This is a genomic window from Metabacillus hrfriensis (assembly GCF_030127205.1).
GTDB classification, from domain to species: domain Bacteria; phylum Bacillota; class Bacilli; order Bacillales; family Bacillaceae; genus Bacillus_P; species Bacillus_P dongyingensis.
In genome coordinates, this window is record NZ_CP126116.1 from 813,299 (window position 1) to 837,242 (window position 23,944).

The 23,944-nt window shown below is 41.2% G+C and carries 21 protein-coding genes; 17 read left to right on the forward strand and 4 right to left on the reverse strand.

The window, feature by feature from the left end; genetic code table 11:
* Positions 1-85: 85 nt before the first annotated feature.
* The 12 genes from QLQ22_RS04150 (at position 86) to QLQ22_RS04205 (ending at position 11,942) form a co-directional block, all read left to right on the forward strand.
* Positions 86-790 (forward strand): DUF421 domain-containing protein, encoded by a 705-nt coding sequence (locus QLQ22_RS04150; RefSeq protein ID WP_223439952.1) that lies wholly within the window; start codon positions 86-88, stop codon positions 788-790.
* 146 nt (positions 791-936) lie between these two features.
* A complete protein-coding gene (locus QLQ22_RS04155) occupies positions 937-2,292 on the forward strand; it encodes an acyclic terpene utilization AtuA family protein (protein WP_284016053.1) in 1,356 nt (451 codons plus the stop codon).
* Entirely contained in the window at positions 2,289-2,600 is a 312-nt protein-coding gene (locus tag QLQ22_RS04160) for a DUF4387 domain-containing protein (RefSeq protein WP_223439956.1), read from the forward strand. Before QLQ22_RS04155 ends, QLQ22_RS04160 begins: the two co-directional genes overlap by 4 nt.
* A gap of 11 nt (positions 2,601-2,611) precedes the next feature.
* A complete protein-coding gene (gene rbsK, locus QLQ22_RS04165; protein WP_223439958.1) occupies positions 2,612-3,514 on the forward strand; it encodes a ribokinase in 903 nt (300 codons plus the stop codon).
* Entirely contained in the window at positions 3,507-4,406 is a 900-nt protein-coding gene (locus tag QLQ22_RS04170; RefSeq protein ID WP_223439960.1) for an ABC transporter permease, read from the forward strand. The genes rbsK and QLQ22_RS04170 overlap by 8 nt, the downstream gene beginning before the upstream one ends.
* A gap of 9 nt (positions 4,407-4,415) precedes the next feature.
* Complete coding sequence (locus tag QLQ22_RS04175) at positions 4,416-5,294, forward strand: carbohydrate ABC transporter permease (protein ID WP_223439962.1); 879 nt, start codon at positions 4,416-4,418, stop codon at positions 5,292-5,294.
* Positions 5,295-5,327: 33 nt separating this feature from the next.
* Positions 5,328-6,785 carry an extracellular solute-binding protein gene (locus QLQ22_RS04180; RefSeq protein WP_284016054.1) on the forward strand — a complete coding sequence of 486 codons (1,458 nt, stop codon included), beginning with the start codon at positions 5,328-5,330 and terminating at the stop codon, positions 6,783-6,785.
* 40 nt (positions 6,786-6,825) lie between these two features.
* Positions 6,826-6,972 carry a hypothetical protein gene (locus QLQ22_RS04185; RefSeq protein WP_284016055.1) on the forward strand — a complete coding sequence of 49 codons (147 nt, stop codon included), beginning with the start codon at positions 6,826-6,828 and terminating at the stop codon, positions 6,970-6,972.
* An 83-nt stretch (positions 6,973-7,055) separates the two neighbouring features.
* Positions 7,056-9,164: an ADP-ribosylglycohydrolase family protein gene (locus QLQ22_RS04190; protein WP_284016056.1), complete on the forward strand. Its 2,109-nt coding sequence runs from the start codon at positions 7,056-7,058 to the stop codon at positions 9,162-9,164.
* Between the two features lie 20 nt (positions 9,165-9,184).
* The gene (locus tag QLQ22_RS04195; RefSeq protein ID WP_223439968.1) at positions 9,185-10,231 is read left to right on the forward strand and encodes a LacI family DNA-binding transcriptional regulator; all 1,047 of its coding nucleotides are present in this window, start codon (positions 9,185-9,187) and stop codon (positions 10,229-10,231) included.
* The gene (locus QLQ22_RS04200) at positions 10,212-11,348 is read left to right on the forward strand and encodes an ADP-ribosylglycohydrolase family protein (protein WP_223439970.1); all 1,137 of its coding nucleotides are present in this window, start codon (positions 10,212-10,214) and stop codon (positions 11,346-11,348) included. Before QLQ22_RS04195 ends, QLQ22_RS04200 begins: the two co-directional genes overlap by 20 nt.
* Before the next feature lie 138 nt (positions 11,349-11,486).
* A complete protein-coding gene (locus QLQ22_RS04205; RefSeq protein ID WP_223439972.1) occupies positions 11,487-11,942 on the forward strand; it encodes an arsenate reductase/protein-tyrosine-phosphatase family protein in 456 nt (151 codons plus the stop codon).
* A gap of 970 nt (positions 11,943-12,912) precedes the next feature.
* On the opposite strand, the gene QLQ22_RS04210 is transcribed toward QLQ22_RS04205, so the two are convergent.
* Both QLQ22_RS04210 and QLQ22_RS04215 read right to left on the reverse strand, forming a co-directional pair.
* The gene (locus QLQ22_RS04210; protein WP_284016057.1) at positions 12,913-14,832 is read right to left on the reverse strand and encodes an alpha/beta hydrolase; all 1,920 of its coding nucleotides are present in this window, start codon (positions 14,830-14,832) and stop codon (positions 12,913-12,915) included.
* A 136-nt stretch (positions 14,833-14,968) separates the two neighbouring features.
* Positions 14,969-15,418, reverse strand: a complete 450-nt coding sequence (locus tag QLQ22_RS04215) for an Rrf2 family transcriptional regulator (protein WP_223439978.1) — start codon at positions 15,416-15,418, stop codon at positions 14,969-14,971.
* 188 nt (positions 15,419-15,606) lie between these two features.
* Between QLQ22_RS04215 and hmpA the strand changes: the two genes are divergently transcribed.
* From hmpA to QLQ22_RS04235, 4 genes are all read left to right on the forward strand, one after another.
* Positions 15,607-16,821, forward strand: coding sequence for an NO-inducible flavohemoprotein (gene hmpA / locus QLQ22_RS04220; RefSeq protein ID WP_223439980.1), 1,215 nt, complete (start codon positions 15,607-15,609; stop codon positions 16,819-16,821).
* Positions 16,822-16,944: 123 nt separating this feature from the next.
* Positions 16,945-18,150 carry an MFS transporter gene (locus QLQ22_RS04225; protein ID WP_252208079.1) on the forward strand — a complete coding sequence of 402 codons (1,206 nt, stop codon included), beginning with the start codon at positions 16,945-16,947 and terminating at the stop codon, positions 18,148-18,150.
* 693 nt (positions 18,151-18,843) lie between these two features.
* Positions 18,844-20,253, forward strand: a complete 1,410-nt coding sequence (locus tag QLQ22_RS04230; RefSeq protein WP_223439984.1) for a SpoVR family protein — start codon at positions 18,844-18,846, stop codon at positions 20,251-20,253.
* Positions 20,254-20,413: 160 nt separating this feature from the next.
* Positions 20,414-20,920, forward strand: coding sequence for a PCYCGC motif-containing (lipo)protein (locus tag QLQ22_RS04235; RefSeq protein ID WP_284016058.1), 507 nt, complete (start codon positions 20,414-20,416; stop codon positions 20,918-20,920).
* Positions 20,921-21,409: 489 nt separating this feature from the next.
* Here QLQ22_RS04235 and QLQ22_RS04240 read toward each other — a convergent pair whose 3' ends face one another.
* Positions 21,410-22,684, reverse strand: coding sequence for an MFS transporter (locus QLQ22_RS04240; RefSeq protein WP_284016059.1), 1,275 nt, complete (start codon positions 22,682-22,684; stop codon positions 21,410-21,412).
* A gap of 303 nt (positions 22,685-22,987) precedes the next feature.
* The gene (locus QLQ22_RS04245) at positions 22,988-23,161 is read right to left on the reverse strand and encodes a twin-arginine translocase TatA/TatE family subunit (RefSeq protein ID WP_284016060.1); all 174 of its coding nucleotides are present in this window, start codon (positions 23,159-23,161) and stop codon (positions 22,988-22,990) included.
* A gap of 290 nt (positions 23,162-23,451) precedes the next feature.
* Between QLQ22_RS04245 and QLQ22_RS04250 the strand changes: the two genes are divergently transcribed.
* The gene (locus QLQ22_RS04250) at positions 23,452-23,898 is read left to right on the forward strand and encodes a MarR family winged helix-turn-helix transcriptional regulator (protein ID WP_284016061.1); all 447 of its coding nucleotides are present in this window, start codon (positions 23,452-23,454) and stop codon (positions 23,896-23,898) included.
* Positions 23,899-23,944: the final 46 nt, after the last annotated feature.

Here is a 23,944-nt window from a genome sequence, read left to right on the forward strand (position 1 = left end):
GGATAATTGTTCTGTAAGCGGCTCATAAACATCTTTGTTCAGGAGAAGAATAATGATTAATCACCTGTATTAGGAAGTGTAAAGAATGGATTTTTTTCATGGTCAGGAAACTCTTACATCCATTCAATGGATTCTGAGAGCTGTTTTTGCTTTTTTCTTTTTAGCCTTGTCCGCTAAAGTCATGGGCCAGAGATCGATTGCCCAGCTCCGGCTCCTTGATTTCGTGATCGCACTCATCATTGGCAATATCATGGCTCATCCCCTTTCTGATGAAGGACTTGGACTAAAAGGTTCAATGATCACGATGACCGTTTTAATTATTCTGTATACAGCGGGCATATTTATCAGTCTAAAGTGGCATGCGTTTCGTGTATTTCTTGATCCGTCCGCTTTTCCTTTAATCACAAATGGCAAGATTTCTTACAAAAACTTAAAAAAAGCAAGATTAACCATTGAAGATTTGCTTTCGGAACTTAGGAAACAGCAAATTGAAGATCCTGAAAAAGTTGCCGCAGCCCTTTTCGAATCAGACGGCAAGATATCCTGTTTTTTAAAAGCGGATCATCAAACCGTTACAAATCTTGATCTGAATTTAGCCCCGGCTCCTTTCGATCTTCCTGCAACCATCATCCGGGAAGGCAGCATAAATCAGAAAGAACTTCAGCGTTTTGGGAAAGATGAAGAATGGCTGGTCACTGAACTTAAAACTGTTCACCAGACAAAAGTGAATGAAATCCTTCTTGCCATTATGGATCAGCAGGGCAGTCTGAGGGTGTTTCTTTATTCATAATATCTCCTTAAAACAATTTTAAATGAAATACAAAATTTTGAAAAAACATGGGCATACCGATAAAAATCAGGTTTTACTAATAATGTGTAACCGGTTACATATATTTGGTAGTGCATAAAAAAATTTTATTTTTCAAGGGGGATGGCATGAGCAAAGAAATCCGGATTTTGTCACCATGCGGCATGCTTGGATACGGTTTTCCGCTTGAGAGCTTTCAGAACGGCATGAGAAAGAAGCCTCATGCGATTGTTGTGGATGCCGGTTCTACAGATGCAGGTCCGCATAAATTGGGGGCAGGTGTCGGCATCGTTTCAAAGAGAGCTGCGAAAAAAGATTTGGAGATCCTTATTTCTGCTGCTTTGGACAATCACATTCCACTTATTGTCGGTTCAGCGGGAGGGGCTGGTGCAAAACCTCATGTTGAATGGACGCTGGATATAATGGAAGAAGTCCTGTCAAATAAGAAGAGCAGACCTAAAGTTGGCGTCATTTGGGCGGATTTTAATAAATCGTCCATCACTCATGCCTTAAATGAGGGGAGAATAGAGAAAATGAGTCCGAATGTGCCCGATTTAACTCATCTATCTTTGACCGACACTCATTCAATTGTTGCCCAGATGGGACATGAACCGATTTTAGAAGCGCTTCATCAGGAGTGTGAACTTATCATTTGCGGGAGAGCATTTGATCCATCTCCGTTTGCGGCTGTTGGCATTTTTCACGGCATGGATGCAGGCCTTTCCTATCACTTAGGAAAGATATTAGAATGCGGTGCCTTATGCGCTGAACCTGGAACGACGAAGGATTGTATTCTCGGTACAATTAAGGAATACTCGTTTACTGTTCAGTCTTTAAATCCAATCAGAAAATGCAGTACAACAAGCGTGGCAGCTCATACCTTTTATGAAAAAGATCATCCCTATCTGCTCCATGGTCCAGGATTTTTATTGGATTTATCTCAGTGTGAGTTTAAAAGTGCAGGCGAAGGTTTAATTGAAGTATCTGGCAGCAAATATGTTCCTTCAAAGGATTACCATGTGAAGCTTGAAGGAGCAAGAGTGAAAGCATACAGAACATTTGTCCTTGCAGGGGTTCGAGATCCGGTTTTAATTAATAATATCGAAAGAATTGAAGCCTCTGTAAAAGAAGAAGTAATAAGCCATTATAAGGATATCCCTGAACATACTTATCAAATCAACTTTTATCATTATGGAAAAAATGCCGTATTAGGAGAAAGTGAGAGTGAACCCTTTTCAGGTCATGAAATAGGTCTTGTATTTGAGGTTGTCGCAGATACTCAAGAAGCGGCAAGCAGCATATGTGCAACACTGCGCTCCACTTTTTTGCATTACGGCTATGAAGGAAGAAAGTCGACAGCTGGAAATCTGGCCTTTCCTTTTGCTCCGAGCGATATTGAGTTTGGACCTGTATATGAATTCTCAATCTATCATCTTATGAAACTGAAAAAAGGTGAGATCCCGTTTCAATTGGAGGTTCTATGACAACTTTAGGTGAATATTCAAAGGTGCTTAGAAGCAAAAACTCCGGTCCATTTGAAATCACGCTGGATGTTCTATTTTGCAAAAGCATTGATTATTTTCATGTGAAGCATTCAAACAAAATTACCGGGGACGCTATTTGCAGGCTCTATCGTCTTAAAGCGGAGCAGCTGAAGCATATTGTTTTTTTTGATCAGGCACTTGGATTCAAGATTACCTTTTTCAGAAGCCATTCGTCCGGATCTGTGTTTGACCGGGATGTGTATGGTGCGCAGCAGCATGCACCATTAATGGACCTTGAAATAGATTAGGAGATTTGACTATGAATAAAATAGCGGTCATTGGCAGTTTAAATATGGACCTGGTTGCCGTAACAGATATTTCTCCTAAAATGGGAGAAACCGTAATAGGGAAGGATTTTCATATGTTTCCCGGCGGAAAGGGAGCCAATCAGGCAACCGCTGCTGCTAGGCTCGGCGGCTCAGTCAAGCTATTTGGAACGCTCGGAGACGATCAGCACGGAAAATTTCTGCTTCATCAATTAGAAAACAATAAAGTAGATGGATCAAGCATTCAAATGCGGCGGGATGCACCGACCGGCTGCGCGATAATTGAAATCTGCGAGGCCCAAAACCGGATCATCGTGGTCCAGGGTGCAAATGCCAAAACGGATGAAGATTATTTGCAGAAAAAAATAAATGATCTTTTAGAAGCTGATGTCATCTTAATTTCAATGGAAATTCCGATGCAGCCAATAGAATACATTATCAAAGAGCTTGCCGATCACGAAAAAATCATCATTCTGAATCCTGCCCCGGCTGTTCCTTTATCTGATGAGTTAATCAGCCATTGCACATACTTGCTTCCGAATGAACATGAAGCAAAAATTATTTTTAACGGCAAGTATGAAGAAACAGAGGCTTTAAAAAAGTATCCAAATAAGCTCGTGATTACAAAAGGAGAACAAGGCGTCACCTTCTTCAATGGACAGAAAATGGAAACCGTACCGGCCATCAAAGTAAATCCAGTTGATTCAACAGGTGCAGGTGATACGTTTGCAGGTGCATTTTCTTATGCGCTTTCAGAGGAAAAGCCTCTAAAAGAATGTATTCAATATGCTGTGATCGCTGCAGGATTGAGCGTTGAAAAACGCGGGGCGCAGAGCGGGATGCCGACCGCAGCAGAAGTAAAAGAATATTGCAGCAGGGCGGCTGTTGATGATTAAACAAAAATTAGCGCTCATGCGCAAAGACTGGGTCTTATACTTCATGATTTTCCCTGCGCTCCTGTACTTTGCTGTCTTCCATATTGTGCCCTTGATCGGCATGAAGCTCGCGTTTCAGGATTACAGAATTATTGGTGACAATGTGTGGGTTGGCCTGAAGCATTTTAATGTCCTGTTTGATTCGCCAGCGTTTTTCTCCGTGCTGAAAAATACGATCATCATCAGTACGATGAAAATCATTTTTGTCTTTCCAATTCCCATTATTCTTTCTCTTCTCATCAACGAAGTCAGAAATATGCCTTACCGGAAATATGTTCAGTCGATTGTTTATTTGCCTCATTTCCTGTCATGGGTTGTCATAGCAGGGATTTGGATCAGTCTGCTGAGCCCTGTAGACGGCGGAGTGAACGTAATCCGGAATTTCTTTCAGCTGCCTTCGCTTGACTACATGACAAGCAAGGATCAAATACGCTGGGTGCTCGTCTTTTCTGAAATGTGGAGAAGCGCCGGCTGGGACTCGATTATCTATTTAGCGGCGATTATGAAAATCAGTCCTTCTCTGTATGAAGCGGCTCGCATGGACGGAGCATCAGGCCTGCAGCAAATGAGGTATATTACGCTGCCTGAAATGAGCAATACGATCATTACGGTCTTTATTCTGAATTTAGGTTTCTTTATGAATGCAGGTTTTGATCAGGTGTTTAACTTTATGAATGATTCCGTTATCAGCGTTGTCGATATTCTGGACACATATGTATACAGAATCGGAATTCTGAACGGTCAGTATGCCTACGCTACAGCAGCGAGTCTCTTCAAAGGCGTAATTGGGGTCGTTCTTATTTTCGGCACTCATTTCCTTGCAAAACGGCTGACCGGGAAAGGAGTATGGTGAGGAATTCTTATGAAAACATTGAAACTGTCTAAAATCCTGCTTTACTCAGCCTTATTTTTAATAACACTTACAATGATTATTCCAATTGTGAATCTGCTTGCCATGTCCCTTACAGCACCTGAGAATGCTCACAAAATGACGGGGCTTTCTCTGATTCCGAAAGGGTTTTCGCTGATTAATTATCAAATTCTGCTTTCCAATCCGCTTATCGTGAAAAGTTTATTCAATTCAATTTTCATTACCGTTTCGGGTACTTTGCTGAATCTTCTTCTTACTGCACTGGCAGCCTATGTTTTAACAAGAAAAAGGCTTGTCGGCAGAAAGTTTTTTATGGTCATCCTGATTTTGATCATGGTTTTTGAGCCGGGATTGATACCTGAATATTTAGTTGTAAAGGATCTTGGTCTGCTTGATTCCTATTTATCTCTTATTCTCTATAAAGCCATCAATGTCTATTACTTGTTTATTATGATGCGATTTTTTGAAGATGTGCCCGAAAGCATTCAGGAAGCAGCGAGAATTGACGGAGCAGGTCACTTGAATATATTTTTTAGAATTATGCTGCCGCTGTCAAAGCCGGCACTTGCAACTCTAGGCTTATTTTATGCTGTCTTTCATTGGAACGAATTTTTCAGAGCTTCCATTTATCTTACGGACCCGGGAAAATGGCCTCTGCAGCTTGTGCTCAGGCAATTCGTTGTTGAACGGGATAATGCATCATTAGTCGGAGTACAGACCCTTTTAGAGTACAAAAGTGTCGCCAATCTTGATTTTGGCTCGCTGCAGGCAGGTACGATTATGCTTGCCATCGTACCCCTCTTAATCATGTATCCCTTTATTCTGAAGTTTTATGCAAAGGGTGCATTAGAGGGAGGAGTAAAGGATTAGAAAGGCAAATTCATCATAAAAAGGAGAATGGCAATGAAGAAACTTTTGCTGATTATGCTTGCAGGTCTATTTGCTTTTGCTGCAGGCTGCTCGGAAAAAACAGAAACGGCAGAGAAAAACGAGGATGGTTCAACTGCAATCCGCATAGTCATGAAGGATGAAAATCCGTCGAATCCTGCTTCAGTTGCTTACTTCGAAGCGCTGGAAAAAGGATTAAAGAACGATGAGAATCTGAATGTGAAATTTGAGCTTGTAGAAATGCCTCAGGGAAACTATGCAGAAAAACTGAATTTGCTTCTGCTGAGCGGTGATATTCCGGACATCATTTATTTCCAGGGGGGAGATCAGCAGATTGCAGATCAGGATTTGCTGGAAGATTTAACGCCTCATATTGAAAAATCGAAGTATTTGAAGGACAGTCTTGAGCCGTGGAACGAAAAGAGACTTGAAAATTATCCGTACTTATTGTGGGTGAAGCCTCTTTCTCAGAAGACGCCAGTGATCAGAGGCGATTGGTTTGAAAAAATGAAATTGTCGAAAGCGCTAGTTGCCGATCCTACGATTGATAACTACTATAATTTCTTTAAAGAATTAAAAACGAACCCTCCGGGCGGGGCAGGAAAACCTGCGTATGCTTTTACGGCTGCTGGAGATCTCGAGGAACTGAATGCCATTTTCAACATGTCGTTTGGCATTACCTCGTCATGGCTGAACAGCGGCGGGCAATTTGAGTACTACAAAGTATCGAATCAGGAGAAGGAGAAGCTTGCATTCTATCAAAAGTTATATAAAGAAGGTCTCCTTGATCCAGGCTATATCACGAAAGAATGGGATACAAAAGAAAAAGCCTTTTATGATGGGGAAGCTGGTGTGATTGTCGGTACCGCGGGCAAAGTCATTGATATCTACAATGGGAAAATGATGCAGACTAATGGCGAAAATACCGGGGTGAAGGTATTGCCGCCTGCTAAAGGAGAAGGCCAGGGATTTGGCGCTGCAGATGTCACAAAAGAAGCAAGAGGAGTAGCGATATCCTCACAATCAGAAAAGAAGGAGCTTGCATTTAAAATTCTGGATTACCTGGCCAGCCCTAAAGGACAAATGATTGACCGCCTTGGTTTTGAAGGGGAGCACTATGAGGTAACAGACGGAAAAATTGATCTTACAAGCACGTATTATGAACAATGGTTTGCGAGATTCTGGGAGCCATCTGAATTTAAACCCGAAATGCCTCTTAAAAAGCCGCTGCTCGGAAAAACGGCTGAAGAATCTTTGAATATGGTCAATGAATTCTACAAGGAAGATAACCTCTTTATTTTGCCTGAAGAATATATCGCAAATTGGGATGCAATGGAGAACCTTTATAAAGAATATGCAACAGACATCATCACGGGAAAGCGTCCGCTTGAGGATTTTGATGGATTCGTAAAAGAATGGAATGCTGCAGGCGGAAAAGAGATTACAGAATATGCAAACAAGCAATTGAAATAGAAAAAGAGAGAGCTTCTGAATTCGGGGTCTCTCTTTTAAAATGAATAAAGTTTGGCTCATCGATGGCGAGCGGAATCGCCCAACTCCTCGGCCAGAACAAATCCGCAGGAAAAGTCAAACCCGGCCTTTTCTGCCGGATTCTTATCTGTCTGTCGGAGTTAAACGGACGATTCCGCTTTTCCTATAAAAAACATAGAATGATAGCCTGTCCCCAAACGTAAGTTAGAAAGAACAGCAGGAATTACAGCGAAACTGAAATGGGAGAGGGGAATGGCGTTGATTCCTGGAGATTATCTTGAGCGTGTGTATGCAGGGTTTCTTGGAATGAATATTGGAATAAGGCTCGGAGCGCCGGTTGAGCCTTTGGAATGGACATTTGAGAGAATCGAAGATGTGTATGGTGATATAAAAGGATATCTTAAAGACTATAAAACCTTTTCTGCCGATGATGATGCGAACGGACCAGCTTTTTTTATCAGGTCTTTATATGACGATGCAGCTGACCGTGAGCTGACGGCTGAAGATGTCGGACGCGCATGGCTGAACTACACCCGCCAAGGAATCGGGATGTTCTGGTGGGGAGGAGAAGGGATCAGCACGGAGCATACGGCATATCTGAATTTGCAGAGAGGAATTCTGCCTCCTCAATCAGGATCTGCAGATCAAAATGGCTTAACGCTTGCGGAACAGATCGGGGGGCAAATTTTTGTCGATACTTGGGGGCTGCTTTTTCCGGGAGACAGCGAAAAGGCGGCTGATTATGCAGCCAAGGCGGCAAGTGTCTCGCACGACAAGAATGGTATTTACGGGGCGAGATTTATTGCTGCATGTATTGCGGAGGCTTTTCATGCAGAGAGTATCCCGGAGATCATTTCAAATGCTTTAAAAACCATTCCGTCTGACAGCACCTACGCCAAAGTCGTTAACGAAGTAATTGATTTTCATTGGGAGCATCCCGAAGACTTTAGAGCCTGCAGAACGTTTTTGGAGGAGAACTGGGGGTACGATAAATATCCGGGTGTCTGTCATATTATTCCTAATGCAGGTGTATGCATTCTAGCGCTTTTATACGGAAATGGAAGCTTTGAAAGAACGATCGAAATCGCAGCCATGTGCGGATGGGATACAGATTGCAATGCAGGCAAAATCGGGACGATTACGGGGGTATGGAATGGAACCCAAAAAATACCGGATCATTATAGGAAGCCGATCAATGACTTTATTGTACTATCAAGTGTCTCGGGCTATTTGAACATCATGGATATTCCTACATTTGCAAAAGAGCTTGCCCTGCTCGGCTATAGGGTGTCAAAGCAGCCGGCTCCAAGCGGTTTGCTGAAAAGCTTCAAAGAAGAGCACATCTATTTTGACTTTACCCTTCCAGGATCGACGCACGGTTTTCAAACGAATTATCCTTTCAAGACATTCATCAGACACAGCAATGAAATCGGTTATGAAACAAATGGGGCTCTCGAAATATTTATTGACCGGATGATAGAAGGAGAAGCAAGCAAGGTATTCTTTAAACCTTTTCACAGAAGAAAAGACTTTAATGACGAGAAGTATAAACCGTCATTTGCCCCTAAAGCCTGCAGCGGCCAAAAGGTCAGCATGCAGATTTATTGTGATAAGTGGCAGGGGGAGGATTTTTTTGTCACTCCGTATGTGAGAAACACGTTTAATGAGGAGGATATTAAACTTGAACCACTCAGGCTGATCAATCAAGCGTGGAATAATATAGAGTTTATTATTCCTGAGACAGACGGAGCGATTATAGATGAGATCGGAGTAATGATAGAAAGTCCATCTCCGCTTTTAAACCGGTCATTTGGGAAGCTATTTATAGATGAGTTTCAGATAGCAGGAAAAGCGAACTATAAAATTGATTTCAGCAAACAGGCAATAGAGTTTCAATCTGTTACACCTTTTGCCCATCACAAGGGTGCAGCTAGCCTCGAACACGGAAAAATGAGATGCAGGTCTGAGGTTGAGTGCTCTTCTTTTACCGGGAATTATTATGCCAAAAACTATAAGTTCAGAGCCGCTGTTCAGCCGCTCAGCGGTGTTCAGCACATGATGATCCTCAGGGCGGAAGGAATCTGCCGGCATTACAAAGCCGGTTTTGACGGGCAGAATAGGGTTTCTTTGGTCTTAACCGATTTTGGCATGAAAAGACTGATAGAGGTGCCATATAAGTGGACCGCTGGCGCGGAGTACTGGTTTGAAGCAAGCTGTGAGGGAGACATGATTGAGTTTTTCATAAACGGCAAACGGATTTTTCAGGTTGAAGATGATCGATTCAAGCGGGGAATGTTTGGATTCTCTGTCCTTGGAAAAGGCGAAGCTCTTCTATCAGATATAGAAGTGAAGGAACTATAGAATCATCAGGGGGAAATCACTTGAGGGAGAAGAAAGCAACGATTCGGGATGTGGCAAGGAAAGCGGATGTTTCAGTTGCCACCATTTCCAGATATCTGAATAAAAAAGGATATGTCAGTCATGCAACCGAAAAAAGAATTCAATCTGTCATGGAAAATCTGAATTATAAACCAAATGAAATTGCAAGAGGCCTCGCCAGGCAAAAAACGAATACAATTGCCCTGTTTATTCCTGATATCAGCAACCCTTTCTTTCCCCAGCTTGTTCAAGCAATCGAAAAAGAAGCAGCCCGCAAAGGATACAAAATAATCCTGGTGCCAGCCGGCTGTAAAGAAATGACGGGTATTTTTATGTGGGAAAGCTTTGAAAATATGTATATTGACGGGTTTATTTTCGCTCCCTATCAGCTTAAGGAGAAATCAATTAAGCTTCTGAAGGAAAAAAAGATTCCGTTTGTGATTATTGACCGTGCAGCCAACATAACTTCTGCAAACTCAGTGGCAGTCGATCATTATACAGGTGCAAAGCTTGCAGTCTGCCACCTAATAGATGTCGGGTGCAGAAAGATTATTCACATAGGCGGGCCGAAACAGCTCATTCCATCAAATGAGAGGCTGAGAGGTTATGCGGATAGTATAAAACAGTTTTCCAGGGAGCACCCTGTGATTCATTATGAAGGTGATTACAGTCTTGAAAGCGGGAGAATTCTGACTAAGGAGGCGCTGAAGCAGCATCCTGATGCAGATGGATTTTTTCTTGGAAACGATTTAATGGCAATTGGCTGTTTGAAAATGCTGAAGACTCTTAGGATAAAGATTCCTGAAGAGATTGCGATTGCTGGTTTTGACGGCATTGACCTCACGGCGCTTGTAGAGCCCGAGATTACAACGATTGAGCAGCCTGTGTATGAAATTGGACTGGCTGCAGCAGGCAAGCTTATTCAATTAATTGAAGGGAAAACAGGAGGGGATGAAGCATTTCCGAAGCTTGCATTAAAACTGCTGGCAAGAGCCTCCACTCTTGGTTTTAAGGGAAAGGAGAGGGACAATGACGGAGCGGATGCTTGAAAAAATAGAAGGTGTTCTATATGGCGGTGCTGTCGGGGATGCAATGGGTTCTCCGACAGAGGGGCTGCTCCCTGAAGTAATCAGGGAGAAATTCGGTGTTGTAACATCATTTCGGGAGCCGGCAAGTGATGCGTGGAAGGAACCAGGCAACATGAGACCTCTCGAAAAGGGAAACGGACACATAACGGATGACACCTTAATGGTAGAGGCGCTCCTTAAGGTATATGAAAAAAAGCAAAGGCATTTAACAGCTTATGATATAGCAGAAGAACTAGTGGAGGAAATAGCTGAAAAGAAGGTCTACATTCCTGAGCTGCGAAAGGAAGCGCCTATTATAACAAGACTTTATTATCCAGAGCAGTATCTCTTTCTAAGGCACAGGCTAGCAAATGTGGATCCCCGGGAAGCGGGCATCGGCAATATGGTGAATTGCGGAGCAGCCATGTATATGAGTCCAGTCGGAATTATGAATGCAGGAGATCCTGAACGAGCCTATCACGAAGCAATTGATCTTGCCGGTGCTCATCAAACAAGCTACGGCAGGGAAGCAGCCGGTGTAATGGCAGCTGCTGTTGCTGAAGGCATGAGCGAAAACGCAACAGTGCAAAGTATTCTAAAAGCCGTACAGACGCTCGCTAAAGACGGTACAAAGCTTGCTATTGATGCAGCGCTGGATGCTGCAGCTGTTCATTTGGATGTTCTCGAAGCAAGAGAGGATCTAAGACGGGCTATTGAACCTTTTGATACAGTGAAAACCTTTTCTGACCGCAAAAAGCAGGGAAAAGGAAATGCCAACACACCGAGCAGAATTCATTCTATTGAGGAATTGCCGATTGCCCTGGCTTTATTTTTGACAGCAGGAGGAGACACGATGAAGACGATCATTGGCGGTGTGAATTACGGCCATGATTCAGATTCTATCGCAAGCATGGGCGGAGCAATCGCAGGGGCATTAAATGGAAAATACTCATTGCCTGAGGAGCTTATGAAGGAACTTGATGCTGTTAATAAACGCTCGTTCAAAGAACTATCAAAAACAGCATATGAAACGGCCATGACTGTGATCAAGAAGGACAAAGCTTATTTTGAAAAGAGGATAAACAGAATAGGGTTGTAATAAATCTGCCGCTGCAGGATAGACTGCTGCGGCAGTTATAATTTCATAGGGATTATCCATTAAATGGATATAAATAAATGTGTAATCTGTATGAAGAGGGGGTAAAGATTAGTACAAACTAAAGAAAGAGGTACAGCGATGAGAAAACCTACCATTTACTTTCTGTCGTATTTTAACTCTTGCAGGAGCTTAATTGCAGAAGCATGGGCAAAAAAGCTGTTCTCCAGTAAGTGGCAAATCGAAAGTGCAGGTCTTGTCACATCACTGGCCGACCCTGCTTGCGTAAAGGCCATGAAAGAAGTAAATATGTTTATTGAAGACCTTGACTCGGATAAAATTAACCTGGAACTAATAAAAAATGCATCAGTTGTTGTTCAAATGTACGATTACAAACAGGAAAAAACACCTCCTGTTGAAGAAGGAAAGAATGTTTTTTCATGGAATCTGCCCAATCTGTCCATGTATTCATTTGAAAGTGACGAGGAAGAATTTGCCCACTACCAGGAACTTTGTGATGACATTGCCATGAGAGTGAAAAACCTCAATGAGAAGGTTGAAGGCAAGACATCGAATCATACCTCTTTTGTGATGTAGTGCACGGAAAAAGCTTGGCAGCTGCCAAGCATACATAGTTTATGCTAAGTATTGTTCAACCGCAGATTTAATTTCCACTTTATCCATCGCCGCTCCGGCATTGATGAAGCTTAGGCTCATCTCTGCTCTCATCCCTGTAAGAATGGTTTTTATTCCAATCAGACATACACCACGATCTCATCAACCTTTTATACTCCCGAAAAGTCGACGATCAGAGTGTTTAATTTTCAGCTTTGATACTCGAGATAATGATTGTTCAATTAAAACATTTGCTCTCTTTTCATCAATTTCGCTTAGGATTGGAAGTATGGGCATTAGGGAGGTGTTGTTTATTTTTGTGAAATAAGACGAAAAAAGACCTGTTCACTTATCATGTGCAGGTCTTTACTTCGTGCTTGCGAAAATTTCTTATCGATTTTTTCTTTTATTAACGGAAAACATAAAGCAGCGGCAGTTGCATCTGTTTACGGTGAAGAGGCATGAGGGCAGCTCAAAGAAATCTGCAGAAGCCACATTGATACTTTGTAGATTACGTATGAATTAAGCAAACACCGGTTTTGAGTACTCATAGAGTGCGTATGATTCCCCTATCAAGCAAACACCGGTTTTTGGGTACTCATAGAGTGCGTATGATTCCCCAAATCAAGCAAACACCGGTTTTTGGGTACTCAAAGAGTGCGCATGATTCCCCAAATCAAGCAAACACCGGTTTTTGGGTACTCAAAGAGTGCGTATGATTCCCCAAATCAAGCAAACACCGGTTTTTGGGAACTCATAGAGTGCGTATGATTCCCCAAATCAAGCAAACACCGGCTTTTGGGAACTCAAAGAGTGCGTATGATTCCCCAAATCAAGCAAACACCGGTTTTTGGGAACTCAAAGAGTGCGTATGATTCCCCAAATCAAGCAAACACCGGCTTTTGGGTACTCATCCATGGCGTTAAAACATACATTTTTTAGCGAAGTTCCATTACTGCGCACGAAGACCATTTTCAAACATATATAACAAACCCTGTTCAAACCCTGCAGCCCAAACCTGCATCCCGTGGCCGCCGTTTAAAATTCTGAGTTCAGCCGGGCTTCCGGGCACAGGTTCCCATTTCTCAAAAGGCCGATTAAAGACATTCGATCTGTGCAGGAATTGATAGGAGGTGACTGCCTGAACTTCCATATTGTATTTGAAGGCATCCTCCGGCAAATCCTCTTTTTCACTTATATGATTCCAGTCATCGTCTCCGGTCATAATAAAAATCGGCACTTTGAAAGGCTGCTGGCCATATGCTTCAAGAGCTTTAGGATAGTTTAACGAATCCCATATTGCAGCATCAAAGGGATCTCCGAATGAACCTCGTTCAACTGCACCTGATGTTTTAGGTGCGTCGAAAGCCTGTATGGCAGGACTTAATAGCGACGTTCCGCCGAAGAGGTGAGGATAAACAAGAGAATAGCGCAGTGCTCCATATCCGCCCATTGAATAGCCAACCAGACCGCGCCCATTCCTGTCTGGAATCGTTTTAAAATCCTTATCTATTTTCTTTATCAAATCGTTTATAAATGCAGATTCCATATTTCCATATTTGAGAGAATCCACCCAATAGCTGTTGCCTGTCACAGGTGCAACAGCCATGACGGGTTCTATCTTTTTCTCTTCAATCATTTTATCTAAAATTGGCCAGAATTTGTCCCAGCTTTTTTCATCTCCATAAGAACCATGGAGCAAGTAGAGGACTGGATATTTTTTTTCAGCAGTTGGATTATATTCTTCAGGCAAGTACACGACATACTTTAATTCATCATCGCCAGGTGTTTCATCTTGGATCAGACTTGGTGCATGGAGTGAATAAGTATTTACAGTTCCTTTCTTTTCAGAGCTGTAGCTGTCAGGATCATAGATTGGAGAAAATTCAGGACTTTCAGCTTTTCCGAACATATACTTTAATCCTTCTTGAAATCCCTTCAGCCACACATCAAGTCCATGGCCGCCTCCTATGATTCTTAGTTCAGCGGGACTTGAGGGGACATCTTCCCACTTTTGAAAATCTATGCTGAACAGGTTTTTCCTGTGGAGCTCCTGATACAGCTGCACAGCCTGAACCTCCATATTATATTTATATGCATCAGGAGGAAGGTCTTCTTTTTCACTCAAATGATTCCAGTCATCATCTCCTGATACAATATATACCGGTACCCGATAAGGCTGTTTTACGTAACTATTGATTGCAGTCGGGTAATTGTTTGCCTTCCACAGAGCAGGATCATATGGTTCTCCGAAACTGCCTCTTTCAACTGCCCCGGATGTAGCAGGAGGCTCTGCGTTTTGGATAGCAGGGCTTAAAAGAGTTGCTCCTGAAAAGAGATCAGGATAAACCATTGAATATCTGAGTGCCCCGTATCCGCCCATTGAATAGCCTGAAATAAATCTGCCGCTGCGGTCTGCAATAGAATTGTATTTCTTATCGATATGCGGAATTAAGTCATCTATAACGGCACTTTCATAATGACCGAACTTTTTAGAGTTTACCCAATAGGAATTGCCCGCTGCAGGTACTACTGCAATAAACGGTTCAATTTCTTTTTTTTCGATCATTTCGTCAAGCTTTCCAAAAAAATCATCCCAGCTGTTTTCATTTCCTTCGCTGCCATGCAGCAGATAAACGACCGGGTATCCATCAGAGCGTTTTTTATCATATCCTCTTGGAAGATAAATCTTATAGGTGAGCTTATTGTGCTTTGGCCGCTCATCTGTCAGCAAAGCTTTGGAAGTGATCGTTTCTACAACGGTTTTGCTTGCGGGATCATGCGGATTTTTTGCTGCAGTGAAAGAAGGAATTGTCAGGTTGATCATGATAAAGACAAAAAGAAGCACAAGCCATACTTTTTTGTTCCCCACTTTGGAACCTCCTTTTGAAATATTCCACTTTATATAGGTTATTTAAATGATCCTGATTTGATCATATAAGATTATTTACAAACTATTCTTATAGTCGAGCTCCAGATTGTCTCATGAAAATAAAAAAACTGCCTTATCAGCAGTTTTCTTCCATGTTATTTAATAATCGCACCAGCATCGGTTTGTTTTTAACCAGGTCTGCAAGCGTATAGCCGTCAAGCACTTCAAAATAAGCCTGCAGCGCTTTATGAAGCACCCCTTTTAATGTGCAGGCAGGGGATATCGTACATGCATTGCGTTCAGGATCGAAGCATTCCACAAGGCTGAAGTCGTCTTCGGTTTGACGGACGATGAACCCGATATTGATTTCTGAAGGATCTTTCGCCAGACGAATGCCGCCGCCCCGGCCTCTTATTGTTTCAATTACATTTAATTTGCCAAGCTCATAGGTTACTTTCATTAAATGATTTTTAGAGATTTGATAGGCTTCAGCTATTTCTTTTATATTGGATAGATTATCTTTTTCTTTTGCTGCCAGATAAATCAGCACCCGCAAAGAATAATCTGTATAGTTTGTTAATCGCATAAATTTCACATCGCCCCATTACATGAAGTACGTCTATCTTACCACAGCAGCAGAAACTTTAAAAAAAGTTGAATTTAAATTGTGACAGTTTTTCTAAAGATGTATTTGAAATATTGCTTTAAATGTTTTTTCGATCTAAGATAAAGATGTATTTTAAATACTACTTTAAAACGAAGGGGAGCATCGAAATGCTTACTCAAAAAACAATCGAAATTATTCAATCTACTGTTCCAGTATTAGAAGAAAAAGGTGTAGAAATCACATCTGTTTTCTACAAAAATCTATTTGAAAGCCATCCTGAGCTGCTGAATATTTTCAATCATGCCAATCAGAAAAAAGGAAGACAGCAGACCGCCCTTGCAAATACGGTATATGCTGCAGCAAAACACATTCATCAGCTTCATATGATACTGCCGGCAGTGAAACAAATTGCTCATAAGCATAGAAGTCTGGGTGTAAAAGCGGAACACTATCCAATCGTTGGAGAACATTTGCTTCAGGCGATAAAACAAGTTCTTGGAGAGGCTGCAACGCCTGAAATCATAAATGCCTGGGCTGAAGCATATGGCGTCATTGCCGATGTATTTATCGAAGCGGAAAAAGAATTATATGAGGGCGCAGATTGGTCTGGATTCAAGCCTTTTAAAGTCGTGCGCATTGAGAAAGAAAGTGAATCGATCTCCTCTTTCTATTTAGAGTTGCCAGAAGGCCTTCCAGCTTTCAAGCCAGGCCAGTACATTTCCGTAAGAGTCAGCATTCCTGGTGAAACATATACGATGAACAGACAATATAGTTTGTCAGGCAGCAAAGATATGCCGCATTTAAGAATTTCAGTAAAAAGGGAAGGCGGACCCGAGACTGAAGCAGGGAAGGTGTCCAATTATCTTCATGATCATATAGCAGTCGGAGATATGATCGAAATCAGTGCCCCTGCAGGTGAATTTACATTAAATGAGGCTGCTGAAACACCTGTCACTTTTATAAGCGGAGGAGTAGGCATCACTCCATTTATGAGTATGCTGCACACTATTGCAGCTGAGCAGACAGAGCGGGAAGTGACGTTTGTCCATGCAACACAAAACAGCAGCACTCATGCATTTGTAAAAGAAACAGCATCATTATGTGCAAAGCTGCCTAACAGCAGAATGTTTGCCTTTTACAGCAGCCCGTTAGATCAGGATTGCACAGATCAGCGCTTTTATAAAGAAGGCTTAATCTCTAAAGATGATTTGGAGCGTATTCTGCAGAATAAAGAAGGAGATTTCTATATTTGCGGACCTGTATTATTCATGAAAGCCATGATTCAAAATCTGCTGTCTCTCGGTGTTGAAGGAGACAAGATTAACTACGAATTCTTTGGGCCGGCAATGGACTTAAAGATAGACGTTCAACCTGTTTCTTAATATCATAAAAAGTTCCAATCCTTTCTCGTTGACAGAATGACGCCAAACAACTTAACATAGTTAAGTATTTGAAAAATGAAATACCTGATGCAGCAGTTTATTATAGAAAGAGGGGCTGTCATTTTGTCAGCAGAACAAAAGAAAAAAATGTTTATTTTGATGATCAACATGTTTATTGCGATTGGAAGCTTTGGGATTATCATTCCCATTCTGCCTGCCTATCTGGAATCCATTAATCAGGGCGGTACAGCAGCGGGTTTAATGATTGCTATTTTTGCCGGAGCACAGCTTATCTTTTCTCCAATAGCCGGAAAATGGGCGGATGAATACGGCCGCAGAAAAATGATTATTTACGGGTTAATTGGATTGACTCTTTCCATGTTTGTCTTTTATGCAGTTGATTCCATTTGGTGGCTTTATGCTTCACGTGTGATTGGAGGAATCGGAGCAGCGCTGCTTGTTCCGGCAATCTTTGCATATGTTGCAGATATCACGTCAATGGATCAGCGGGCAAAAGGAAACAGTTTTGTTTCTGCAGCAATGTCGCTCGGCATCGTAGTAGGACCTGGAATCGGCGGATTTCTTGCAGATTTCGGCCTGAAAATGCCTTTTTTGATTTCGGCGATCGTATCTTTGGCAGCCGTGATTTTCTCTATCGTTGTCCTTGAAGAAAGCGAAACGAAGGATGTTTCCGCAATGGCTATGCCGCAAGATACTGAATCAATGGCTAAAAAGATGGTGCGCTCAGTGCGCATGCCGTATTTTGTCCCGCTTTTGATTACTCTTGTCATGAGCTTTGGCCTAATGGCTTACGAATCAGTGCTTGGCCTTTTTGTAGACAATCAATTTAATGCCACGCCGCAGCAAATCGCCCTTATGATTACATCAACGGGAATCATAAGTGTTATTGTCCAGCTATTTGTAGTGGACCGTGTAGTAAGGCGATTTGGTGAAGGAATGGTCCTGAACATTTTCCTTGCCATAGCAGCCCTAGGATTTTTTCTGTCGCTGTTTGCTTCAAGCTATGTTCTTTTCTTTGGCGTTACACTGCTTATTTTCCTTGCAACATCTATCCTTCGTCCCGTGCTTAATACGCTTATCTCAAAAATGGCTGGAGACGAACAAGGTTTTGCAATGGGAATGAATAATGCCTATATGAGCATCGGGAATATTCTTGGACCAACACTTGCAGGTATGCTTTATGATGTTCAGATCGTGTATCCTTTCGTATTAGGTCTTGCCTTCCTTGTTGTGACGCTAGTTATGACAATCATTTGGCAAAAACGAACGCTAAAGCAAAATATGTATGTAAAGCCTGAACGGGTTTAAATAGAGTAAAAAGCATGGATCCTCCCATAAGGATTCATGCTTTTTTATTTGTATCGGAAATTTCTAATCTGCGCGCTAAAATGAAAGATACAATCAATAGAAAGAATAATGGCTCATTATACATAAGTTAAATCAGAAAAATCGTTCGCCAGTAAATTTCTGAAAATGGCTGAATGAATGAGAAAAATGGCTGGGAAAAACAAGATTTCGCTTTTAAAGTTTCCGTTTTTGCTGATTGCCACCCTGCATTGCACCTGCTAACCTCTTTTCTGAAGTATGATTCCTCTTTTCTGGGTCAACCCTGAATTTGTGTACTCATTGCTTGCGTATGATTCCTCTTTTCTGGGTCAACCCTGAATTTGAGTACTCATTGGGTGTGTATGATTCCTCTTTTCTGGGTCAACCCTGAATTTGAGTACTCATTGGGTGTGTATGATTCCTCTTTTCAGGGTCAACCCTGAATTTGAGTACTCATTGGGTGTGTATGATTCCTCTTTTCAGGGTCAACCCTGAATTTGAGTACTCATTGAGTGCGTATGATTCCTCTTTTCTGGGTCAACCCTGAATTTGAGTACTCATTGGGTGTGTATGATTCCTCTTTTCTGGGTCAACCCTGAATTTGTACCGGATTTCCTTCATCTTTTCCGCCCGCCATTCATACATTGTCTTAAAGACGAGATAGGGGGAAAACGCGTGAACGAAGCTTACAGAAAATCACTGGAATATGCCATTGCGGAAATCACGGAAATTGCAGATGGATTTGGACTTGACTATTATCCGATGCGGTATGAAATTTGTCCTGCTGATATCATTTATACATTTGGCGCTTACGGAATGCCGACCCGTTTTTCACACTGGAGCTTCGGAAAACAATTCTTCAAAATGAAGCTTCACTATGACCTTGGATTAAGCAAAATCTACGAATTGGTCATCAATTCGGATCCATGCTATGCGTTTTTGCTTGATACCAACTCCCTGATTCAAAATAAATTAATTGTGGCTCACGTCCTTGCCCACTGTGACTTTTTCAAAAATAACAGCAGGTTTCAAAATACGAAGCGCGATATGGTTGAAAGCATGGCTGCGACAGCCGAACGGATTAAACAATATGAAATTGATCATGGCAGGGCAGAGGTAGAGACATTCTTGGATGCCGTGCTTGCAATTCAAGAGCATATCGATCCGTCCTTAATGCGGCCGAAGCTTTCCTGGACAATGGGAGATGCTGAGGAGGAGGATGTTAAAAAGGCTTCACCGTATGATGATTTGTGGAAATTGGATGATAAGGAAAAGCCAAAAGGAGCTCCTCCAAAAAAGAATAAGAAGTTTCCGCCATCACCTGAAAAGGACATCCTGCTGTTTATTGAAGAATACAGCAGGGACCTGGAAGACTGGCAGCGCGATATCCTTACGATGATGCGAGAGGAAATGCTCTATTTCTGGCCGCAGCTCGAAACAAAAATCATGAACGAAGGCTGGGCATCCTTCTGGCATCAGCGGATACTGAGAGAGCTTGACCTCACAACAGATGAATCCATTGAATTTGCAAAGCTGAATGCAGGTGTCGTTCAGCCGTCACGGACTGGTATTAATCCTTATTATTTAGGACTTAAAATTTTTGAAGACATCGAAGAACGCTACAACAATCCCACAGAAGACATGATAAGACGAGGGGTAGAGCCCAACTCTGGCCGAGAAAAAATGTTTGAAGTGCGTGAAGTCGAATCTGACTTGTCATTTATTCGAAATTATTTGACAAAGGATCTTGTTAATAGAGAAGACATGTATCTCTTTCAAAAGCAGGGAAGAGATTACAAGGTTGTCGATAAAGAGTGGGAAAATGTCCGAGACCAGTTAATCAACATGCGTGTAAATGGAGGGTTCCCGTACATTACAGTGAACGATGGGGATTACCTTAAGAATAATGAATTGTACTTGAAGCACTGGTACGAAGATATTGAACTCGATTTAAAATATCTTGAAAAAGTGCTTCCTTATATTCATCAGCTGTGGGGACGCGCAGTGCACATGGAGTCGATTCTGGAAGGGAAGCCTGTTTTGTTTACGTATGACGGGAAGGCGATTCACCGCAAGTATTTATAAAAAAGGAAGCAGCCTGCGCTGCTTTTTTTTGATGTACAAATTTTCAGGATTCAATTGATGTTTATTAAAGATATAATTAATGAAAGATTTGTGACTTTTCTTGCTAATGAGGGTTAGTAGTCCATAGAATAGATATAGATCTTTCTAGGAGATGTGAAAAATGAAAATCAGAGCCGTTTTATTAAGCAGTGCAACAGCTTTTACATTATTACTTTCAGCATGTTCTGATCAGCCAGAGGTAAAGGGAAGTACAAGTAATGAAGAACACGCTGACCATGGTGATCATTCTTCAACTGGAGACATTCGAGAAGAAACAAAAGGTCTTGGTTCCCTGCCTTCCTTTTTAGAGGACAAACCTGAAGATATGCAGTTAATTTATTCAGCAGCAGCAAAAAACAGAGAACTTTTAGAGAATATTCCATGTTACTGTGGTTGCGGTGAATCGGCAAACCATAAAAACAATTATGATTGCTTTGTTTATGAGAACAAGGAAAATGGAGAGATTGTCTGGGATGACCATGGAACAAAATGCGGAGTTTGTCTGGAAATAGCAGCACAATCCGTTTTACAGCTGCAGGAAGGAAAATCAATTAAAGAGATCAGATCTGAAATTGATGAGAAATATAAAGAAGGATACGCTAAACCAACTCCAACCCCAGAGGTTTAATAATAAAAAGATCATTCATCAACCAAGGAAATGACCGCCAAATTTTGAGATTTTTTTTATCTTTAGTGTTTTGATGGCTGCAATATTTGCTGCTATAACATATGTAGGGATGAATATTCATATTCATTCAATAAAACTAGATACCATATTTATGAGTATGGCTATATGAGCCTTAACCTATGTTGTTTTCGTTGAAATATTATATAAAGGCTTCAAAGAAATAACTTTTCAGTCACTTTTCATTAATTTACTGGGTGTTTTAATGATCAAGGTCTATTTTCTTTTAGAGTGATTGGTTTTAGCTTTGCATGTTAATTGACTTGTATATTTTTTATTAAGACGAATTGCAGCAGATAACATAAATAAGGGAACTCCCTCTTTATTTGGAGTTCCCTCAGTTATTCATTTTTCGCCACCGATTGCGGAATATGAAAAGAACAAATCAACTCTCAGATCGGTTTGGTGGACAGTATTCATTTTAAAATTTCATCATTCTTTTGTTCTGCGAGACCATATCACGACTGGAATGAGTAATAAGGACAAAATTCCCCCAGTAAATGATAATGTTGTGTAACTTGAATTAGCTACTATCATTCCAGACATTGCTCCACCAGAAGCTCCTGCTAACGCAATAAAAACATCTACTGTCCCTTGAGTCTTGGCACGTGTTGAAGATTCTGTTGAATCGACAATTAGAGCGGTACCACTTATCAAGCCAAAATTCCATCCTAATCCAAGTAAAGAAAGAGAAATAACTAGGAGAATCATAGAATCACTTGGTGCAATTGCCGCAATTACACCTGCAAGAAGTAAAGTAGCTCCAGATGCAATAGTCATAGCAGTTCGGCCTATCTTATCTACAAGGATTCCCGTTATGAGTGAAGGGAGGAACATTGAACCTACATGCACACCAATAACAAGACCAATTTCACTTAAACCATGTCCATGATGTTTCATATGTACTGGTGTCATTGTCATAATGGCAATCATCACAATTTGAGTAAGGACCATAATTGTGGCTCCAACTGCAATGCCTCGTTTGTTATTTGCTTGTTCAGCAGCTGCCAAATTCTTTTTATGGTCACCATGTTCTTGTTTATATGCTTCTATCATTTTTGCCATTATGAATGGGTCTGGACGAAGCATAACGTAAAGGACAAGACCTGCTAAGATAAATGCGGCTGCGGCTAATATGAAAGGACCAGCAAGTGCCGGGACGCCAATAGAAAGGGCAAAATTGCCCATTACATCCACTAAGTTTGGACCGGCAACTGCACCAAACGTTGTTGAAACCATCGCAATACTAACAGCAGTCCCTCGCTGTTTCTTATTTGCCAAGTCCGTGCCTGCATAACGGGCTTGTAAATTTGTCGCAGTACCTGCACCATAAATAAGCAGGGAAGCAAATAAGAGGAAAACACTATTTGTTATAGCTGCAATGACAACACCAATCGCCCCAAGTCCTCCTGCCATAAAACCTGTCGTGAGACCTGTGCGGCGTCCAAAACGTTGAGAAAGTCTCCCTACTAATAAAGCAGCTCCTGCAGAGCCTAACGTAAATAAAGCAGCTGGCAGTCCTGCAACTGCATCTGTTCCGAGCATTTGTTGTGCAAGAAGTGCACCTACAGTAATACCAGCAGCTAGTCCTGCCCCACCAAAAATTTGTGAAATACTCACAATGATTAACGTGCGTTTGTATAACAATTTTTGTTTTTCTGGAGAATCTATATAACTCTGGGTTGATTCATCCGATTTACTAGACATTTTTATACACCTTCTTTATAAAATTCGCTGCATATTTAGTGCTAAAAAAGGTGACAATCTTGTCAGCACATTTTACAATTATAGTATAGATTGAAGACTATGGTACTGAAAACCTCTGCGTTTTATTTACTTAACTTTTAAGTATATGGATTGGTAAAATTTATATGTATCTATAGTTCAAGAGTAGAGATGTTATGAGTTCTGTTTTGAAGTATAAAACAATTACATTCAAATCTAACTAGAAAGAAAAATAAGAGCCTGACGAATGTTTCTCAGGCTCTTTAATGTATCCTGAAAAATTTGTTATTTTCCATTTTCTTTTTCATCATCTTTTCCATCATCCATCATTCCTTTAGTTGACTGCTTGAATTCTTTTAGGGTTGTGCCGACAGCTCTGCCAAGTTCCGGGAGCTTCTTAGGTCCAAAAATGATTAATGCCATCGCTCCTATTAAAACAATACTACCTGGTCCTACCATGTAAATCCCTCTTTAGAAAAAATGCGGTGAAGTACATAATCAAGATTCCAATGGTAAAACAAGTCTCACTGCGCTACACGATAAAAAAAGATACAGCAATTCTGAATCGTATAAACCACTTTTTATAGTAAGACCCTGTTTATTATTAGAATGGATAGCTTTCACAAATAGGCCGTTTACTAACGGCTGTTTTAGGCCAGTTGCTTATTTAATAAAAAACTGAAAAACAAATAATAAAATACTTGTAAAATGCAAATAATAAGCGTATAACTAAAGTATGAGGTGATTATATGGAAAACACTCGAGAACTATTTCAAATCATGACCCGGCGCTTTGGCTTACTAAATAAAAACTGCTGTACAGCAGGCGGAATTGATATTTCTTTAATTCAGAGCCATATTCTCTATGAAATTGAACATATGCATCAGCCGTCTATTCAGCAAGCAGCTGACGTTCTCGGAACAGATATTACGACTTTCAGCCGTCAAATCCAATCTTTGATAAAGTTGAACTTAATTAAAAAGACGCCGCATCCTGATGATAGAAGAGTTCATGTTCTTTCGCTGACAACCGAAGGGAAATTTGTTGCAGCAACAATTGATCATCAGATGAATGCTTATTTGGATGAGGTCTTTTCTCACATGAATGAGTTTGAAAAAGAAACGGTCATTCGCTCAATTAAACTGCTGAATGCATCTATGGCAAAATCGAGCGTATGCTGCACTCCTTTGGGGTGATTTCTTTTTAGTTAATACTTGCAAAATGCAAATAATTATTTTGCAT

Bases quoted from the DNA above. Each gene is read 5' to 3' on its own strand.
- QLQ22_RS04150 (WP_223439952.1), top strand. From the start codon at position 86: ATGGATTTTTTTCATGGTCAGGAAACTCTTACATCCATTCAATGGATT.
- QLQ22_RS04155 (WP_284016053.1), top strand. From the start codon at position 937: ATGAGCAAAGAAATCCGGATTTTGTCACCATGCGGCATGCTTGGATAC.
- QLQ22_RS04160 (WP_223439956.1), top strand. From the start codon at position 2,289: ATGACAACTTTAGGTGAATATTCAAAGGTGCTTAGAAGCAAAAACTCC.
- rbsK (WP_223439958.1), top strand. From the start codon at position 2,612: ATGAATAAAATAGCGGTCATTGGCAGTTTAAATATGGACCTGGTTGCC.
- QLQ22_RS04170 (WP_223439960.1), top strand. From the start codon at position 3,507: ATGATTAAACAAAAATTAGCGCTCATGCGCAAAGACTGGGTCTTATAC.
- QLQ22_RS04175 (WP_223439962.1), top strand. From the start codon at position 4,416: ATGAAAACATTGAAACTGTCTAAAATCCTGCTTTACTCAGCCTTATTT.
- QLQ22_RS04180 (WP_284016054.1), top strand. From the start codon at position 5,328: ATGAAGAAACTTTTGCTGATTATGCTTGCAGGTCTATTTGCTTTTGCT.
- QLQ22_RS04185 (WP_284016055.1), top strand. From the start codon at position 6,826: ATGAATAAAGTTTGGCTCATCGATGGCGAGCGGAATCGCCCAACTCCT.
- QLQ22_RS04190 (WP_284016056.1), top strand. From the start codon at position 7,056: ATGGCGTTGATTCCTGGAGATTATCTTGAGCGTGTGTATGCAGGGTTT.
- QLQ22_RS04200 (WP_223439970.1), top strand. From the start codon at position 10,212: ATGACGGAGCGGATGCTTGAAAAAATAGAAGGTGTTCTATATGGCGGT.
- QLQ22_RS04205 (WP_223439972.1), top strand. From the start codon at position 11,487: ATGAGAAAACCTACCATTTACTTTCTGTCGTATTTTAACTCTTGCAGG.
- QLQ22_RS04215 (WP_223439978.1), bottom strand. From the start codon at position 15,418: ATGCGATTAACAAACTATACAGATTATTCTTTGCGGGTGCTGATTTAT.
- hmpA (WP_223439980.1), top strand. From the start codon at position 15,607: ATGCTTACTCAAAAAACAATCGAAATTATTCAATCTACTGTTCCAGTA.
- QLQ22_RS04235 (WP_284016058.1), top strand. From the start codon at position 20,414: ATGAAAATCAGAGCCGTTTTATTAAGCAGTGCAACAGCTTTTACATTA.
- QLQ22_RS04240 (WP_284016059.1), bottom strand. From the start codon at position 22,684: ATGTCTAGTAAATCGGATGAATCAACCCAGAGTTATATAGATTCTCCA.
- QLQ22_RS04245 (WP_284016060.1), bottom strand. From the start codon at position 23,161: ATGGTAGGACCAGGTAGTATTGTTTTAATAGGAGCGATGGCATTAATC.
- QLQ22_RS04250 (WP_284016061.1), top strand. From the start codon at position 23,452: ATGGAAAACACTCGAGAACTATTTCAAATCATGACCCGGCGCTTTGGC.